The organism is Winogradskyella ouciana, assembly GCF_009709615.1.
In the GTDB taxonomy this organism is placed as follows: domain Bacteria; phylum Bacteroidota; class Bacteroidia; order Flavobacteriales; family Flavobacteriaceae; genus Winogradskyella; species Winogradskyella ouciana.
Window position 1 is genome coordinate 293,039 of record NZ_WJYA01000005.1, and the last position, 18,459, is coordinate 311,497.

At 35.2% G+C, this 18,459-nt stretch carries 19 protein-coding genes; 17 read left to right on the forward strand and 2 right to left on the reverse strand.

From position 1 onward, the window contains the following. The 16 genes from F1003_RS08855 to F1003_RS08935 all read left to right on the forward strand — a co-directional run bounded on the left by F1003_RS08855 (window position 1) and on the right by F1003_RS08935 (window position 13,873). The gene (locus tag F1003_RS08855; RefSeq protein ID WP_155089031.1) at window positions 1-1,335 is read left to right on the forward strand and encodes a hypothetical protein; all 1,335 of its coding nucleotides are present in this window, start codon (window positions 1-3) and stop codon (window positions 1,333-1,335) included. Between the two features lies 1 nt (window position 1,336). After that, window positions 1,337-2,104: an MbnP family protein gene (locus F1003_RS08860; protein WP_155089033.1), complete on the forward strand. Its 768-nt coding sequence runs from the start codon at window positions 1,337-1,339 to the stop codon at window positions 2,102-2,104. A gap of 54 nt (window positions 2,105-2,158) precedes the next feature. Beyond that, a complete protein-coding gene (locus F1003_RS08865) occupies window positions 2,159-3,172 on the forward strand; it encodes a cytochrome-c peroxidase (protein WP_155089035.1) in 1,014 nt (337 codons plus the stop codon). Window positions 3,173-3,664: 492 nt separating this feature from the next. Then, window positions 3,665-3,994, forward strand: coding sequence for a HesB/IscA family protein (locus F1003_RS08875; RefSeq protein ID WP_155089039.1), 330 nt, complete (start codon window positions 3,665-3,667; stop codon window positions 3,992-3,994). A 55-nt stretch (window positions 3,995-4,049) separates the two neighbouring features. Next, the gene (gene sufB, locus F1003_RS08880) at window positions 4,050-5,498 is read left to right on the forward strand and encodes a Fe-S cluster assembly protein SufB (protein ID WP_155089040.1); all 1,449 of its coding nucleotides are present in this window, start codon (window positions 4,050-4,052) and stop codon (window positions 5,496-5,498) included. A gap of 8 nt (window positions 5,499-5,506) precedes the next feature. Then, the gene (locus F1003_RS08885) at window positions 5,507-5,926 is read left to right on the forward strand and encodes a hypothetical protein (RefSeq protein ID WP_235898306.1); all 420 of its coding nucleotides are present in this window, start codon (window positions 5,507-5,509) and stop codon (window positions 5,924-5,926) included. A 1-nt stretch (window position 5,927) separates the two neighbouring features. Further along, window positions 5,928-6,680, forward strand: coding sequence for a Fe-S cluster assembly ATPase SufC (gene sufC, locus F1003_RS08890; protein WP_155089042.1), 753 nt, complete (start codon window positions 5,928-5,930; stop codon window positions 6,678-6,680). Window positions 6,681-6,756: 76 nt separating this feature from the next. Beyond that, window positions 6,757-8,070 (forward strand): Fe-S cluster assembly protein SufD, encoded by a 1,314-nt coding sequence (gene sufD / locus F1003_RS08895; RefSeq protein ID WP_155089044.1) that lies wholly within the window; start codon window positions 6,757-6,759, stop codon window positions 8,068-8,070. A gap of 14 nt (window positions 8,071-8,084) precedes the next feature. Then, a complete protein-coding gene (locus F1003_RS08900; RefSeq protein WP_155089046.1) occupies window positions 8,085-8,396 on the forward strand; it encodes a hypothetical protein in 312 nt (103 codons plus the stop codon). Between the two features lie 19 nt (window positions 8,397-8,415). After that, entirely contained in the window at window positions 8,416-9,630 is a 1,215-nt protein-coding gene (locus tag F1003_RS08905) for an aminotransferase class V-fold PLP-dependent enzyme (RefSeq protein WP_162306953.1), read from the forward strand. A gap of 150 nt (window positions 9,631-9,780) precedes the next feature. Beyond that, window positions 9,781-10,848 carry a zinc metalloprotease gene (locus tag F1003_RS08910; protein ID WP_155089048.1) on the forward strand — a complete coding sequence of 356 codons (1,068 nt, stop codon included), beginning with the start codon at window positions 9,781-9,783 and terminating at the stop codon, window positions 10,846-10,848. 101 nt (window positions 10,849-10,949) lie between these two features. Beyond that, window positions 10,950-11,447, forward strand: coding sequence for a hypothetical protein (locus F1003_RS08915; RefSeq protein WP_155089050.1), 498 nt, complete (start codon window positions 10,950-10,952; stop codon window positions 11,445-11,447). Window positions 11,448-11,490: 43 nt separating this feature from the next. Then, window positions 11,491-11,913, forward strand: coding sequence for a SufE family protein (locus F1003_RS08920; RefSeq protein WP_155089052.1), 423 nt, complete (start codon window positions 11,491-11,493; stop codon window positions 11,911-11,913). A 77-nt stretch (window positions 11,914-11,990) separates the two neighbouring features. Then, window positions 11,991-12,317, forward strand: coding sequence for a DUF59 domain-containing protein (locus tag F1003_RS08925; RefSeq protein ID WP_155089054.1), 327 nt, complete (start codon window positions 11,991-11,993; stop codon window positions 12,315-12,317). Window position 12,318: 1 nt separating this feature from the next. Further along, complete coding sequence (locus F1003_RS08930; protein ID WP_155089057.1) at window positions 12,319-12,825, forward strand: DUF2480 family protein; 507 nt, start codon at window positions 12,319-12,321, stop codon at window positions 12,823-12,825. Window positions 12,826-12,964: 139 nt separating this feature from the next. Then, window positions 12,965-13,873: a DUF3078 domain-containing protein gene (locus F1003_RS08935; RefSeq protein WP_155089059.1), complete on the forward strand. Its 909-nt coding sequence runs from the start codon at window positions 12,965-12,967 to the stop codon at window positions 13,871-13,873. A gap of 60 nt (window positions 13,874-13,933) precedes the next feature. On the opposite strand, the gene F1003_RS08940 is transcribed toward F1003_RS08935, so the two are convergent. Together F1003_RS08940 and hflX are read right to left on the reverse strand one after the other, a co-directional pair. Continuing rightward, complete coding sequence (locus F1003_RS08940; protein ID WP_155089061.1) at window positions 13,934-16,201, reverse strand: transglycosylase domain-containing protein; 2,268 nt, start codon at window positions 16,199-16,201, stop codon at window positions 13,934-13,936. Then, complete coding sequence (hflX, locus tag F1003_RS08945; RefSeq protein WP_155089062.1) at window positions 16,201-17,421, reverse strand: GTPase HflX; 1,221 nt, start codon at window positions 17,419-17,421, stop codon at window positions 16,201-16,203. Before hflX ends, F1003_RS08940 begins: the two co-directional genes overlap by 1 nt. A 73-nt stretch (window positions 17,422-17,494) precedes the next feature. Here hflX and F1003_RS08950 point away from each other — a divergent pair, with 73 nt between their 5' ends. After that, on the forward strand, window positions 17,495-18,445 hold the full coding sequence (locus F1003_RS08950) for an endonuclease/exonuclease/phosphatase family protein (RefSeq protein WP_155089064.1): 951 nt from the start codon (window positions 17,495-17,497) through the stop codon (window positions 18,443-18,445). Window positions 18,446-18,459: the final 14 nt, after the last annotated feature.

An 18,459-nucleotide genomic window follows, 5' to 3' on the forward strand; every position in this document is an offset into this window, starting at 1 on the left:
ATGAAGCTAAAAAAGTCAATACACATACTCAGGTTTTTTTCTTTGTTTTTGGTATTGGGTTGCAGCAAAGATGATTCTTCAAACACATCTACAGAAGGGCAAATTACTTTTGTTAAAACCTACGGAGGTACGAAAAATGATAGTGGACAATCTGTTGTTGCGACCAATGATGGTGGTTATGCAATTTTGGGTTATACTCAAAGTAACGACGGAGACATTAACGATAAACAAGATGAAAGTTTTGATTATTGGGTCTTAAAGTTTGATGCCCAAGATCAACTCCAATGGCAAAAAACATATGGCGGGAGTGCTGATGATAGAGGCAATGCTATCATCCAGACCCAAGATGGTGGTTATGCTATTTTAGGCTACAGTTTCAGCAATAATGGTGATGTTACTGAAAATGCTGGGCTTCAAGATTTTTGGTTAGCAAAATTAGATGCTAATGGAGCTGTAAGTTGGCAAAAGTCATTTGGTTATCAAGGTGCCGATTCTGGTGTTTCAGTAATTCAAACTAATGATCAAGGTTATTTAATTACAGGAGTTCTTGACGTCACTGCTTCAGGAGGTCAAGGGAATACTTCTAGAAATTCCAATAGACATGCTGGTGGTGATTATTGGGCATTAAAGCTCAATAGTTCAGGAGATATTGAATGGAGTCGATTTTTTGGCGGGAATTTTACGGACACACCTCAAGGAGTAGTTCAAACTAATGATAATGGGTTCATTATTGCAGGAAGCTCAGACAGTAATGATACAGATATCTCAAACAACAAGGGTACTTATGATTTTTGGGTAATAAGAATTTCCGCATCAGGCAATTTAATTTGGGAAAGATCTTTTGGAGGCAACCAAATTGATGAAGCGAGGGCTATCACCAAAACTGATGATGGCAATTATCTAATTGCAGGTGATACTAGAAGTAGTGACAATGACGTTTCAATAAGTAAAGGAGCAGCTGATTTATGGCTTATTAAAATTTCACCAGATGGTAATTTAATCTGGGAAAATACCATAGGAGGTTCAAGTTTTGACGTGGCTAGAGCTATTGTAAAATCTCAAAATGACGGTTTCTTAATCTCAGGAAGTTCTCGTAGTAACGATTTTGACGTTAATGAAAATAAGGGTCAAAATGACGCATGGATTCTAAAAGTAGATGACAACGGAAATTTAGAATGGCAGACTACAGTAGGTGGTTCTAATATTGACTTTTCTTATGGAATTGCAGAATTAAGTAACGGCTCAATTATTGCTGTTGGAGATACTGCGAGCAGTGATGGCGATATTTTAGAAAATAAAGGTTTCGCAGATGTACTTATTGTAAAAATTGATTAAAATGAATAGACTATTTGTGCTATTATGTTCAATAATGCTCTTAACATCTTGTAGCAGTAATGACGATGGAGAAACACCTACGGTTTCGACCACATTTAAATTTACTCACAATTGGGATGGAGCTCTAATACGCGATTATAATTTTGGCCCTATTCAGTACATAAACGCCAATGGTGATATTATAGGTTTTGAAAGGTTTCGCTATTTAATATCTGACATTGTGTTCACAAAAGCTAATGGCGAACAAATAGAATTAGACGTGTATAACTTGGTTGACCTCACAAATGAAGTTAATATGGAGTATACTCCAGAGACTCAAATTCCACCTGGCAGCTATACTAATGTGTCATTTACATTTGGGTTAGATAATGAAGATAACTCTGAGAATCATTTAGACCTAAACTCGGCATCCTTCAATGTCCCTGACAACCTGGGAGGCGGCTACCACTATATGCAGTTCGATGGGAAGTTTATCAATTCAAATATGCAAGAGCAAGGGTTTAACTATCATGCTATAAGAGCAGTGGATAATCCTGGCGCAAATCCGACTTTTCCACAGGACACTTTTTTTACTGTTAACCTTGGTGCCATTAATGTTACCAATGATGTGGAAATTGAAGTGCAAATGAACATTGCAGAATGGTTTAAAAGTCCAAACCTATGGGATTTAAATGTATATAACCAAATGCTAATGCCAAATTCCACTGCCCAAATAATGATGTATGAAAACGGCCAAGATGCGTTTAGCTTAGGCGAGGTTTTTCAATAAAAACTATGATAAATGAAAAAAGGGGTGTTTTTGGTTTTTATAACTTTACTTTGTTTGAATTGCTCAGACGAAGACACAGGTTATGAGCCTACTCCACAACCTTTAGACATTCCACAGATTTTCTCAGACAACATTATAGCTCCAGTAATTCCTACTGATAATCCACAAACCATGGAAGGAGTTGCTCTAGGAAAACAGCTTTTTTTTGACAGAATTCTATCCGCTGATGGCACACAATCTTGTGCTTCTTGCCATGGTCCGCAAAGTGCCTTTACGGACAACACACCAACAAGTGCTGGTATCGATGGTGTTTTTGGTACTCGAAATTCCATGCCACTATTCAATTTGGCCTGGAATTATGGCGAACGCTTTACTTGGGACGGGAAAGAATTGAGTTTAGAACGGCAAGCAGAAGAACCAGTACAAAACCCAATTGAGCTACACAGTAATTGGGATGATGTTGTGGATCGCTTGCAGAATCACCCTGAATATCCTGAGTTATTTCAACATGCTTTTAATACCTCAACCATTACCAAAGAACTTACCACTAAAGCCATAGCGCAATTTGAACGGACTTTAATTTCAGCCAATTCAAAATTTGATAGATATTCTTTAGGGCAAACTTCATTAACAGCACAAGAACTAAATGGTTTAGATGTTTTTCTAAGAGAAGATAAAGGGGACTGTTTTCATTGTCATGGTAATCCTAACAATCCGCTTTGGACAGATAACGACTTTCACAATAATGGGCTCGATACAACTTTTGATGATTTAGGTCTCGGTGCTGTATCCGGAGATCCTAACGATAATGGCAAATTCCGTACACCATCTTTGCGCAATTTAGCATTTACAGCACCTTATATGCATGATGGTAGATTTGCCACATTAGACGAAGTCATAAATCATTATAGTGAAGGTTTACAAGACTCACCAACAATTGATCCTTTAATGAAACAACTAGACCAAGGAGGTGTGCAACTCACTACTCAGGAAAAAGCAGATCTAAAAGCCTTTTTGCTATCGCTTTCTGATCCATCATTTATTAATAATCCAGAGTTTCAGAATTAATATATCAATTAAAAACCTCGACGAAAAGCACAAAATGAAGGTTTTTTCTTTCATTATTATTCACATTATCTAAAAATATTCCATATAAACGTCAAATATTAGTGTTTTGTTTATATTGGATTTCCCTAATGTACTGATATATGAAACCTACTTCAAACAAAGCATTGCCCTGTGCTGTGTTTGGTCATAATTATGTGAAATCAAAAACTAATTCTGATCACACGGCAGAACTTACATGTTGTCATTGTAACCACATAGCAACAACAGATATTGAAGGCAATTTCAGGGAGGAAACTCTGACCAATACACATCTTCAAACTACGTTAAGAAAATTATACCATTTAAAACTTCGTGCTTATAAACCGTCTTTCGGTTAATTCACCTATAAAAATATACTATAAAACCATATCCTAATATAATGTTAGGTTCTATGGTTAAAAGAGACTTATATCGTATCTTTGCCCTCAATTTAGATTTAATCTATATTAGAATATGATAAAAGTTTCTGAATCAGCTAAGAAGAAAGTCGTAGAACTTATGACTGAAGACGGCTTTAGCCCAACTACTGATTATGTAAGAGTTGGTGTTAAAAGTGGTGGCTGCTCTGGCCTGTCGTATGATTTAAAATTTGATAACTCCCATGCAGAAGAGGACAAAATTTTTGAAGACAATGGTGTAAAAATCATCGTGGACAAAAAGAGTTTCCTATATCTTATCGGTACAACCCTAGAATATTCAGGCGGATTAAATGGAACTGGGTTTGTGTTCAATAACCCAAACGCAAACCGTACTTGTGGTTGTGGAGAGAGTTTTTCACTATAAGCCATCTAAATCTTCTCAAAGGGAAGACTTAAAAAATTAAACACAGAATTATAAAATGTCAAAATATACTGAAGACGATTTAAGGGAAGAATTAAAAACCAAAGAATATGAATATGGTTTTTACACAGACATAGAGTCTGAAACATTTCCTGTTGGTCTAAATGAAGATATCGTTAGAGCAATTTCAAAGAAAAAAGAAGAGCCAGAGTGGATGACGGAATGGAGGCTTGAGGCTTTTAAAGCTTGGAAAGAGATGGCTGAGCCAGATTGGGCGAATGTAAAATATAAGAAGCCAGATTTTCAGGCCATTTCTTATTATTCGGCACCAAACAGCAAACCAAAATATGATAGTATCGATGAGGTAGATCCAGAACTTTTAGCCACTTTTGAAAAGCTTGGTATTTCCTTAGACGAACAAAAGAAGTTGGCTGGTGTAGCTATGGACGTGGTTGTAGATTCTGTTTCAGTAGCAACTACCTTTAAAAAGACATTAGCTGAAAAAGGTATCATCTTTATGAGTATTTCTGAAGCGATTAAGGAGTATCCTGAGTTAGTGAAGAAATATATCGGAACTGTTGTACCACAAAAAGACAACTTTTATGCGGCTTTAAATTCGGCAGTATTTAGTGATGGTTCTTTCTGCTATATTCCAAAAGGTGTACGTTGCCCAATGGAATTGTCAACTTATTTTAGAATCAACCAAGCAGGTACAGGACAGTTTGAAAGAACTCTAGTAATTGCAGATGAAGGCAGTTACGTAAGTTATCTTGAAGGCTGTACAGCACCAAGTAGAGACGAAAACCAATTGCATGCAGCCGTAGTAGAGCTCATTGCACTTGATGATGCTGAGATCAAATACTCTACGGTACAAAACTGGTACCCAGGAAATGCCGAAGGTAAAGGTGGTGTTTACAACTTTGTAACTAAAAGAGGGCTTTGCGAGACCAATGCAAAAATTTCTTGGACACAAGTAGAAACGGGTTCTGCAGTAACCTGGAAATACCCTTCTTGTGTGTTAAAAGGTGATAATTCAGTAGGTGAATTTTATTCTATCGCTGTTACCAATAATTACCAACAGGCAGATACGGGTACAAAAATGATTCACTTAGGAAAAAACACCAAGTCAACCATAATTTCCAAAGGTATATCTGCTGGCAAATCCCAAAACTCATATAGAGGTTTGGTACAGATTAGCTCTCGTGCAGACAATGCTCGAAATTTTTCACAATGTGATAGTTTACTCATGGGTAATGAATGTGGCGCACACACGTTTCCATACATAGAAGCTAAAAATAAATCTGCAATGATAGAGCACGAAGCCACTACAAGCAAGATTGGTGAGGATCAAATTTTCTATTGTAATCAACGTGGTATTGATACTGAAAAAGCCATTGCGCTAATCGTAAACGGTTTTAGTAAAGAGGTACTCAATAAATTACCAATGGAATTTGCCGTTGAGGCCCAAAAATTATTGGAAATCAGTTTAGAAGGATCTGTAGGATAAATTTTCAAATGATGAAAAAACTTGTAATTATTTTATTGGCTGTTATTAGTTTTTATAGTTGTAAAAATGAAACAAAGTCAGAAGTTAACTTAGAGGAAAATCGTGCAAAGTCGTATGATGCCAATGATGGGTTTATTACCATGATGGGTGACTTTGTATATGACGCAGATAAAAAAGCTGCAGTTTTGCAAACATCTAACGAAATCTATGGTGTAATTATAGATGAAAATTTACATCAGCTAAACGAAAAAGTAGAACCCTTTAAAACAGACCAATACACGTCTGTGCCTGTTACCATACGGGTAAAAAGGGTAGAAAACGGAAATGAAAATTCCCTCTGGAAATATAATCTAGAAGTAAAAGAAATTTTAAAGGTGGAAGCACCTGACCCAAATAAAGAAGACGTTATAAAATTATCAAATCAATAACATGTTAAAGATAAACAACTTACACGCAAGTGTAGAAGGTAAAGCAATTTTAAAAGGAATAAACCTAGAAGTAAAAGCTGGTGAAGTACACGCTATTATGGGACCTAATGGTTCTGGTAAAAGTACCTTGGCGGCTGTTATTGCAGGCAAGGAAGAATATGAAGTAGAAGAAGGTGAAATTCTTTTAGAAGAAGAGAATATTGATGAGCTTGGTCCAGACGAACGTGCTCACAAAGGTGTGTTTTTATCTTTTCAATATCCTGTAGAAATTCCTGGAGTTAGTGTCACTAACTTTATGAAGACAGCCATAAACGAAACACGAAAGGCAAAAGGCTTGGAAGATATGCCAGCTAATGAAATGCTTAAGATGATTCGTGAAAAATCTGAACTGTTGGAGATTGACCGTAAGTTTCTTTCACGTTCAATTAACGAAGGTTTTTCTGGTGGTGAGAAAAAACGTAACGAGATTTTCCAAATGGCAATGTTAGAGCCAAAGCTTGCTATTTTAGATGAAACAGATTCTGGTTTAGATATTGATGCGCTTCGTATTGTAGCCAATGGTGTCAACAAACTGAAATCTAAAGATAATGCTGTGATTGTTATTACCCATTACCAAAGATTGTTGGACCATATCATTCCGGATTTTGTTCATGTTTTGCATGATGGCAAAATTGTAAAGTCTGGTGATAAAGAATTAGCTCACGAGTTAGAAGCTAAAGGATACGATTGGATTAAGGAAGAAGTGAACGCATAATTAGTAGGCAGTGATTAGTCCACAGTTAGCAGTAAGCTACTGTCGGCTAACAACTAACGGCTAACAAATGATAAAAATGGAATTAAAAGAAAAATTAGTATCGTCATTTATGGCTTTTGAGGACACAGTAGATGTGCACTCACCAATACATGATATACGAACCGAAGCAATAAAGACATTTGAAACTGAAGGTTTCCCGACCAAAAGACAGGAGGCTTGGAAGTATACCTCTTTAAATTCAGTTTTAAAGCACGATTATAGTGTGTTTCCTAAGCAAGAAAATGAGATAGAATTCAAGGATGTAAAAAAATACTTCATCCACGATATTGATGCCTATAAAATCATTTTTATCGATGGTAAATACGCCTCTCATTTATCACAGACCACACATGATGGTATAGATGTTTGCTTAATGTCTTCGGCACTTAGCAAACCTAAATATCGCTTGATTATTGAAAATTATTTCAATAAAATTGCTTCAAAAGATGGTTTGTCGTCTTTAAACACAGCGTTTTCTGCAGAAGGTGCCTATATCCACATTCCGAAAAACAAATTGGTTCAGAAGCCTATACAAATTATACATTTTTCAACAGGCAATGAAGCGGCTTTAATGCTTCAACCTAGAAATTTGGTGGTTGTTGACGAAAATTCCCATGTTCAGATTATAGAGCGTCATCAGAGTTTAACGGACAATCCTGTTTTAACCAATAGTGTTACTGAAATATTCACTAATAAACGTGCTATAGTAGATTATTACAAAATTCAGAATGACAGGGAATCTGCATCTTTAATTGACAATACGTTTGTAAATCAAAAACAAGAAAGTTTAGCTAAGGTACACACCTTTTCTTTTGGTGGAAAACTTATAAGAAACAACCTTAATTTCTATCAAAACGGAGAACGTATCGATTCTACCATGAAAGGCATTACCATAATAGGTAACAAACAACATGTAGATCATAATACCTTAGTTCACCATATAGAACCTAATTGTGAAAGTCACCAAGACTACAAAGGTATTTTTGATGATAGTTCTACAGGTGTGTTTAATGGTAAAGTCGTTGTAGAAAAAGAAGCCCAGAAAACCAATGCGTTTCAGGCCAACAATAATATTTTAATTAGCGATAAAGCAAGTATAAACACTAAACCTCAATTAGAGATTTTTGCGGATGATGTAAAGTGTTCTCATGGTTGCACTATTGGTCAACTAGATGAAAGTGCTATGTTTTACCTGCGTTCTCGTGGAATCCCTGAAAAAGAAGCTAGAGCTTTATTAATGTTTGCCTTTAGTAATAACGTACTGGATTCCGTTAAAATTCCTGAGGTTAAAAACCGCATTACAAAGATTATCGCCAACAAATTGGGTGTTAATATTGGGTTTGATCTTTAACTTGTTCTTTGGAGATGACCGAAAAACAATTTCGACTATTGTATCACTTTTTAAATAGAATTTCGATGTGGGTTCAACCAATTAATAGGGATACTATTGTTTCTTTTATATATGGATTTGAGGCCGGAACTGGAAACAAAATATTTACTTCAGCATTAAAATCCTATCTTGAATCAAGATATGAGATTTTTGGGTCGAATCAAGGATGGCCTAATCAAATTTCAATTTATTCAGAAAAGAAAGGTATTGAGTGGTGTGAAGCATTTTTGGAAATTGGAAAAACTATAATTGAAAAATTAAAAATTGAAAACAATTTCAACTTATAAATAAAAAAGAAACCAAGTGATTTTTGATGTTAAAGCCATAAGAAAAGACTTCCCAATCCTCAATCGTGAGGTTAACGGGAAACCTTTGATTTATTTTGACAACGCAGCCACCTCACAAACACCTCAACAGGTCATTGATGTTATTGTAGATTACTACTCAAACTATAATGCCAATATCCATAGAGGAGTGCACAGCTTAAGCCAAGAAGCAACCGATGCATATGAGCAAGCGCGACTTAAAATTCAAAAACATTTTAATGCTAAGCATCCGTATGAAGTTATTTTAACCTCGGGTACAACACATGGTATTAATTTGGTTGCCAATGGGTTTTCCTCATTGCTTGAAAAAGGTGATGAAGTCATCGTTTCAGCTTTAGAGCATCATAGTAATATTGTGCCTTGGCAAATGCTTTGCGAAAGGACTGGTGCAATACTTAAGGTGATTCCCATGAATGAAAATGGAGAATTAATTCTTTCGGAATTTAATTCACTTTTAAACGAAAACACCAAACTCGTTTTTGTTAATCATATATCGAATGCTTTAGGCACCATTAATCCCATTAAGGACATTATTGAAAAAGCACATTCGGTTGGTGCAGCTGTTTTGGTTGACGGAGCACAATCTTGCCCGCATATAAAACCAGATGTTCAAGAGCTAGATGTAGATTTCTATGTTTGTTCTGCACACAAAATGTGTGGCCCAACTGGTGTTGGCATGCTTTACGGTAAAGAGAAATGGCTGAAGAAATTACCACCATATCAAGGTGGTGGCGAAATGATTGCCGAAGTTACGTTTGAAAAAACAACCTACGCTGATTTACCTCACAAGTTTGAAGCCGGTACACCAAACATCTGTGGCGGCATTGCTTTTGGTGCTGCTATAGATTATATGAACCAAATAGGTTTTGACAGCATATCCCAATACGAACATGGGCTTTTAGAATACGCCACTGAACAACTACTTCAAATTGAAGGCTTAAAAATATATGGCACCTCTAAAAATAAAACTTCTGTTATTTCCTTTAATGTAGGTAACATTCATCCTTATGACATTGGTACCATTTTAGATAAAATGGGCATTGCCGTTCGTACAGGACATCATTGTGCACAACCTATTATGGACTTTTATAAAATTCCAGGTACTATTAGAGCCTCTTTTATGTTCTATAATACTAAAGAAGAAATTGACACCTTTATTGCTTCTCTTAAAAAGGCGGTAATGATGTTGTCTTAAATAGCTTAAACATAATAAGTTATCTTGTGAAGCACCTAATTTAAGGTGTTTTTCTTTTTCTGCACTTAATCGAAAGCATCATTTTATTTATTAAAACTCTGAAAGATTGTTATATATTCAACAGAATTTTTAACAAAACAACAACTATTTATGAAAAAATCTATTTTAGGACTAGCAGTAATTACGGCTCTTTTTACAGGTTGTAATGATGACCAGGAGCAAGTTCAAAGCCCAGATCAACAAGAAATTGACATGAGTGATTTTTATGTCTACACAGACCCCTACGAAGCTGGCACAGCAGATAGGTCTGCGAACGGTAAAAACTGTAGCTCAATGGAGATTCTTAACCGTCAGTTAAATGAAAACCCTGGTCTATACCAAAAAATATATAATATTGAAAAACGTTCTAGACAGTTTGAAAACAATTTAAGGCCTGGAAACGGAAACGGCAATGGCAACGGAAACGGCAATAATGGCGGTGACGGCGGAGATGGTGGTGGAGAACCAACTGATGATGGATTAGGAACAATTAATATCCCTGTATACGTGTATGTTGTCTATGCAAATAGTAGCCAAAACATCAGTGACTCTCAAATCAATTCTCAAATTTCTGTTTTAAATGCAGATTTTAATGACACAAACTTTAATGATGTAAATCCATTATATGCTGATAGTGGTGCAGATACAGACATAACTTTTACACTTGCCACCATAGACAGAAGAGCAAATTCTACTTCACAATGGGGAACTAATGATGCTGTAAAATCTGTTTATCCTGCGCAATCTGGGCATCTTACAATTTGGGTAGCCAATATTGGAGGTGGTATTTTGGGTTATGCTCAGTTTCCTGGAGGAAATGCTTCTACCGATGGTATAGTAGTTTCACCCCAATATTTTGGCACAAATGGTACAGCTCAAGCTCCTTTTGACGGTGGTAGAACCACAACTCATGAAGTTGGACACTGGTTAAACCTAAGACATATTTGGGGAGACGGAAGATGCAACAGAGATGATTTTGTTTCTGACACTCCTAAATCAGATAGACCAAACTATGGCTGTCCAGGCTCAGTTACACATTGTAGATCAGTGGATATGGTAGAAAACTATATGGATTACACTGATGATGATTGTATGGGACTATTTACCGAAGGTCAAAAGGTAAGAATGCGTGCTGTATTAGCACCAGGAGGACCTAGAGATGAGTTTACAGGAAACTAATATTCATTTTTAAATAAAAAAGGCGCCTAATTGGCGCCTTTTTTATTTTGGCATAGATTTCGATTATTATATATTATACCTTTACTTAAAACTTAGAACATATGAAATTTCTATTTAGTTTACTCACAATAATTATGTTAAACGAATCTTGCAATTCCACAAAAGAAGCGACTTTAAATACTAGAGAGGCTGAAACATCAGTCTCGAATAAAAAAATGCAAGATTCTATTGATGATCAAATGGTTATAGAATATAGAGCTTCAACCAGAGGTTTTTTCGAACTTATAACCATAAAAGGCGATTCTATTTCGTTTACTAATGATTATAACATTAAAAGGATAAACACTTTTGCGATTCCAGCAGAAGAAAAAGAGGAATTTAATAGATTGTTAAGTGAATTGGACATTACCACACTTTCAGAATTAGAAGCCCCTTCAAAAACGCATCAGTACGATGCAGCACCAGCAGCATTTTTAAAGGTGACAAAAGGTGATGAAAAATTTATGAGCCCAAGTTTTGATCACGGTAAGCCACCGAAAGCTATTAGTGATATCATCGAAAAAATATTATCAATAAAGTCATTGTTTGAGAAACAATAGGGAAGCCGTATCTTTGACAAATAATTGCAAAAGAAAAATACAGATGACAATTGAAGAGATTCAAAACGAAATTGTAGATGAGTTTTCAATGTTCGAGGATTGGGAAGAACGTTATCAATACATGATTGATTTAGGAAAAACACTCCCACTCATAGAAGAACAATACAAAACCGAAGACCATATTATAAAAGGCTGCCAAAGCAAGGTATGGGTTCATGCAGAAATGAATGATGAAAAGGTGCAATTTACTGCAGATAGTGATGCTATTATCACTAAAGGTGTCATTGCAATTTTAATAAGAGTTTTTTCTAATCAACATCCAGACGATATCATTAAAGCCAATACTGATTTTATTGATGAAATTGGATTGAAAGAGCATTTATCACCTACTAGAGCTAATGGTTTGGTAAGTATGATTAAACAATTAAAGATGTATGCCATTGCATACCAAACACAACTTAATTAAGTTGAGTCGTTTGTTGTGGAGTCGTTAAATCTAAATACAACTAAACGACAAACAACTTAACATCTAAACAGCATATTATGAGCGAAACAACTATAGATACAAATGTACTTGGAGATAAAATTGTAAGAGTTTTAAAAACGATTTACGATCCTGAAATCCCAGTTGACATATACGAATTAGGACTTATTTACGATGTTTTTGTGAACGAAGATTATGATGTAAAAATCTTAATGACATTGACAACGCCTAACTGCCCTGTGGCGGAAACCTTACCACTAGAAGTTGAAGAGAAAGTAAAATCCATTAACGAGGTTAAAGATGCTGAAGTGGAAATTACTTTTGATCCACCTTGGTCCCAAGATTTAATGAGCGAAGAAGCCAAGTTAGAATTAGGTATGCTATAATATGGCACAAGAAATTATTAATAGAGTTGCTAACAGCAAACTAAAAGTCATTGATTTAGAAGACTACTACCCTGAAGGGAAACGTGTTCTATTTGATATTAAGGATTGGTTGCTTGAAGGCTTGGTGCTTAGGGAAAAAGATTTTAGACAACATGTTTCTGAGCATGATTGGTCGCAATATAAAGATTGCTATGTGGCTTTGCACTGCTCAACAGATGCTATCGTGCCAGACTGGGCTTATATGCTTATTTCTTTACAACTTCAGGAATTTTCAAAACTAACAGTAATTGGACCCTTAGACCAACTAGAGTCTATTATCTATACTTCAATCATTTCAGATTTAGATCTTAACGTCTACAAAGATATGCCTGTGATTATAAAAGGGTGTTCTCACAAGCCTGTGCCTGCTAATGCTCTCATATTACTTTCTCAAAAGCTGAAACCTATCGCAAAATCTATAATGTTTGGTGAAGCTTGCTCTTCAGTACCCCTTTATAAAAGAAAATAATCTTTAAAAAATGTGACTTTTAAATTATTTCTAGGTCTTAAGAGTAATTATAGCGCACATTTGAATATTTCAACAAAATCAACAAACACTTATATTTACAAATTAATAACAACTATTATTTACTAAATTTTAATTCATTATGAACAAAAAATTACTTTTATCTGTATTCTTAATGTTTGCGGTTACCATTAGTTTTTCTCAAACAAAAGAAGAGCTACAAGCACAAAAGGCAGAAAAACAAGCCGAAGCAGACAAGTTTCAAAGTGAAGCTGATGCTATACAAGCACAAATAGATGCATTGCCAGGTTGGCGTACTGGCGCGTTTGGTACTATTGGAGGTAGCTTATCTAACTTTAATAATTGGTATGCGCAAGGAGCACCTAACAACTCATCAGGTAATATTGGTATTACCGTTAACGGTTTTGCCAATCTAATTGAAGATAAATTCTTTTGGAGAAATTCTTTAACAACTAACTTAAATTGGGTAAAATTAGACAACAAGGACACTGATACGGACAGTGATGAATTCAATCCAACTACAGATGTATTTAATATTTCATCTCTTTATGGTCGCAATATAAGCGATAAATGGGCCATATCTGGTTTGGCAGAATATAGAACCACATTATTGGACAACTTTAATGATCCAGGATTTTTAGATGTTGGTGTTGGTGCTACATGGACACCGTTAGACAATTTAATCGTTGTAATTCACCCACTAAACTACAACTTTGTATTTGCTGAAAATGATGCTGCTTTTGAGTCTTCTGCTGGTGCAAAAATTGTTGCAGATTATACAAGACAAATTGGTAAAATCTCATTTAAATCTAACTTTTCTACCTTCCAGAGTTATAAGTCTAGCGACCTATCTAACTGGACGTGGACTAACTCTTTTAGCTACACATTATGGAAGATGATTGGTGTTGGTTTTGATTTTGCCTTAAGAAGCAACCAACAAGAAGCCGCTAATTTTCAAGGAGTTGATTTAGCTGATGCTGATAATAAATTACAATCTTATTATACAATTGGTTTAAGCTACAGCTTCTAATTGTAGATAGAATTTGATTTAAAAAAAGACCTGACATTTTAAAATGTCAGGTCTTTTTTATTAGAATTTCTTTTTCTTGTTCTTTCGTTTAAAAATTCTTTTAAATAACCCATCACGCTTTTCTGGTTCGCAATCTAAATCATTGATAACTTCTCTTGAGGGATTTTCAAACTGTGCATTGGTAATGGTTTTAAACTCGATATCTGAATTCAGCTTCTTATAAAAATTAGCAAAAATTGGTAATGCTGAATTCGCTCCTTGTCCTAAAGCAGTAGTCTTAAAACCTATACTGTGGTTGTCGTTCCCGACCCAAGTTACTGTGACTAATTTTGGCGTAATTCCAACAAACCAACCATCCTTATTATCTTGGGTAGTACCCGTTTTACCTGCTATTGCATTTCTAAGTCCGTAAGTACTTCGCAATCTTGATGCGGTTCCATTATTTACTGTAGCCTTCATAAATTGTAGCATCACTTGTCTTGTGTAATCAGAATAGGCTTTTTTAATTTTGTTTTCTGGTTTATACTCATAAATAAGATTACCATCTTTGTCTTCAATCCTGGTAATGTAATAAGGTTCTACAGGCACACTATTATTTACATAGCTTGCATAAGCTCCTGTTAAATCTATTAAGTTTATTTCTGCAACTCCCAAGGCAAGCGAAGGCTCTTCCGGAAGTTCTTCTGAAATATTTAATTTCTTTACTTGATCGATTACTTTAGGTATCCCGACTTTATCAAAAACCTTTACAGCTATAGTGTTTACAGAATTACTTAGCGCTTTTTCTAAGTTATAATTAATGTAAGGATCTTCCTCTTTATCACCAGAATTACTAGGAGACCAATCATCATAATTGGTATAAGTCACTTTTGATAGTGAAAAATACTCACAAGGTTTCATACCATCTTCAATGGCTGCCGTATAGACAAAAGGCTTAAATGTAGAACCAACCTGACGTTTACTTTGCGAAACATGATCGTATTTGTAATAACGATAATCTATGCCACCAATATAGGCTCTAACCGCTCCGTCGTTTGGATCTATGGACAACATGCCTGTATTTAGAAACTTCAAAAAGTGCTTAAGGCTATCAATTGCTGAAACATTTCTAATCGTATCCCCTTTCCAGTCGAATAATTCTACAGGTCGCTTTACCTTCAAGGAATCTTCAATTTGCTTTTCATTAAGACCTTGCCTTTGTAACGCCTTATATTGAATTGTATTCTTGATTGCAAATTTCAATAGACTACTATTAGTTTCCCATGGTGCATTTTTCCCATAAGAATTTTCAAAAGCTACTTGTAATTTAGCCATGTGCTCTTCCATTGCAGCTTCTGCATACTCCTGCATTTTATAATCTAAGGTGGTATAAACTTTTAAACCATCTTTGTTGAGATTGTATTTTTCTCCATTGGGATTTTTGATGGAATCCAGAATTTCTGCCAACTGCTTCTTAACCGTTTCACGAAAATATGGCGCTATACCTAAATCATGATTAAAGGAGCGATAGTCTAATTCAACCTCAGAATTCTTAAATACATCCAATGAATCTTTTTCTAAGTAACCGTATTTTACCATTTGATCCAACACTACGTTACGTCTATCCTTGCTTCTTTCTAAATGCAACCTTGGATTATAATAATTATTTGCCTTTAGTGTACCAACAAGTGTAGCGGCTTGAAGCTGAGAAAGTTCATTTACAGATTTATTGAAAAATTTTCTTGAAGCACTTTCAATACCATAGGTATTGTCAGAAAATGGAACTGTATTTAAGTAAAGGGTTAGAATTTCTTCCTTTGAATACACGGTTTCGATGCGTTTAGCAATAATGGATTCCTTAAACTTATTGATGAGCATACTGAACATAGCATAATCTTTTCTACCATAAAGATTTTTAGCTAGTTGTAAAGTTATTGTGCTTCCACCACCTGCAGATGCATCACCCATTAAAAGGTTTTTTATAAATACGCGCATCAAGCTCATGTTGTCCACACCATCATGTTCGTAAAATCTAACATCTTCCGTTGCGACGAGCGCATTGATTAAATGTTTAGGGAAGTCATCAAATGCCACAGGTTGCCTATCGAAGATGTAATATTTACCGATGAGTTTTTCATTTCTATCTAATAACTGTGTAGCTTCTTCCTGTTTTATGGAACTGAGATCTTCTTTTGTTGGAATTTTACCGAATAGTCCGAAATAGATGCTGATGTACAGTCCTATGAGAAAAATAAAAACGGCTAAAAGTGAAATGATCGCAGTTTTCACCCATTTGTTTTGCCATCTCTTGGCAGACCAAGTTTTAAAATGTTCCCAATACGTTTTCATTAAATAGAAAGGTTCGGGTCTTCAACGTCTGGATACAGAAAATTGTTGTACGGAAAACGTGTGACATGAATTTCTCTTACTTCTTTATAGACGCGTTTTCTGAATTCATCCATATTCTCCTTATTAATAGCGGAAATAAACAAGGCATTATCTCCGAGTTTTGCCATCCAGGTTTTTTTCCAGTCCTTTAGGGTATAGTGAGCTTTAGTGAGTTCTATCATTAAATCATCTTCATCGTAAGGTACGGCTTTATAAGCATCAATTTTGTTGAACACCATAATGGTTGGTTTATCCTTACTTTCAATTTCATCTAAAATCTGATTTACGGATTCAATATGTTCTTCAAAATTAGAATGCGAAATATCGACGACATGAAGCAACAAATCTGCTTCCCTAACCTCATCTAAAGTACTTTTAAAGGATTCTACAAGTTGAGTAGGTAATTTTCTAATAAACCCAACAGTATCACTAACCAAAAATGGCAGATTACCAATCACTACTTTTCTAACCGTAGTGTCTAAAGTAGCGAAGAGTTTATTTTCAGCAAACACTTCACTTTTACTAATGACATTCATCAGTGTGGATTTCCCTACATTGGTATAACCTACAAGTGCTACACGAACCAGCTTCCCTCTGTTGCCACGCTGCACAGCCATTTGCTTATCTATGGTCTTAATCTTAGACTTTAGCAATGCTATCTTATCTCTTACGATACGTCTATCGGTCTCAATCTCCGTTTCACCAGGTCCACGCATACCAATACCTCCTTTTTGTCTTTCGAGGTGAGTCCACATACCTTTTAATCGCGGTAGTAAATATTCGCATTGTGCCAGTTCTACCTGTGTTCTTGCATAACTGGTTTGTGCACGTTGCGCAAAAATATCGAGGATAAGGTTAGTTCTATCCAATATCTTGCAATTGAGTATTTTACTGATATTTCGTTCTTGGGCAGGTGAAAGCTCGTCATCAAAAATTACCGTACCAATGTCGTTCTCAGTCACAAATTCCCTTACCTCTTCCATTTTACCAGTACCAATAAAAGTTTTGGGATTTGGCATAGTCATCTTTTGGGTATACCGTTTAACAACATCACCACCTGCCGTGTAGGTTAAGAATTCGAGCTCATCCAAGTATTCCTTCGACATTTCCTCATCTTGGTCTTGCGTAATTATCCCTATCAAAACAACGCTCTCTAAATTGATATCTTTTTTCTCTATCATATATACTATTAAAGTACAAAGTTAAGCAAATGGATTTTTCTTAATAATGTTTTAAAAACCTATATTTATTGCCATGAGTAACAATTCCAAAACTTACACTTTAGCTTTCTATAATATTGAAAATCTATTTGATATTGAAAATGATCCTTTAACCAATGATGATGACTTTTTACCAACTTCAAGAAAAAGATGGACATCCAAGCGTTACGAAAACAAATTGCGAAAGTTAGGTTCTGTAATTTCAAAAATAGGTGAAGAAAATACAGATGCTGCACCTGTAGTTGTTGGGCTAGCAGAGGTAGAAAATAAAACCGTACTGTCTGACTTAGTAAGAAGTAAAAATCTTATTGAAGAAAACTATAGCTATGTTCACTACGACTCTTCTGATGAAAGAGGAATAGATGTCGCATTACTCTATAAAAGTGATGTCTTTAAAGTTGAAAATTCAGAGACCTTTTCAGTTTATTTACAAAATGAATTTGGAGTGCAAGATTATACAAGAGATATTCTTTTGGTACAAGGTAAATTAAATAATGAAAAATTAAATATTATAGTTAATCATTGGTCTTCTAGAAGAGAAGGTGAAAAAGAAACGGAGTACAAACGTATTACCGCAGCTAACGTTGTAAACTCTGTTGTTAAAATGCTAAAAAAGGAAGATGCAAATGCAAGGATTATTGTTATGGGTGATTTTAATGACAACCCTAACAGTAAGAGTCTTTCTTTGCTCGAAAAGGAAAGCAGTTTGTACAATCCCTTTAAAACAGTTTGGTCTCGAGATAAAGGAAGTTTGAATCATAATTTTGGCTGGAATCTGTTTGATCAAATTTTAATTTCAACAAACTTTTTCGAATCCTCAAAATCTTCATTGTCTTTTAATGGTGCAAATGTCTTCAACAATAAGAATTTAACTCAGTATCATGGTAAGTATAAAGGACAGCCATTTAGAACCTATGTGGGTAAAAAATATAAAGGTGGTTATAGTGATCATTTCCCAGTTTATATACAACTCAAAAACCCATAAACCATTTGTCGATT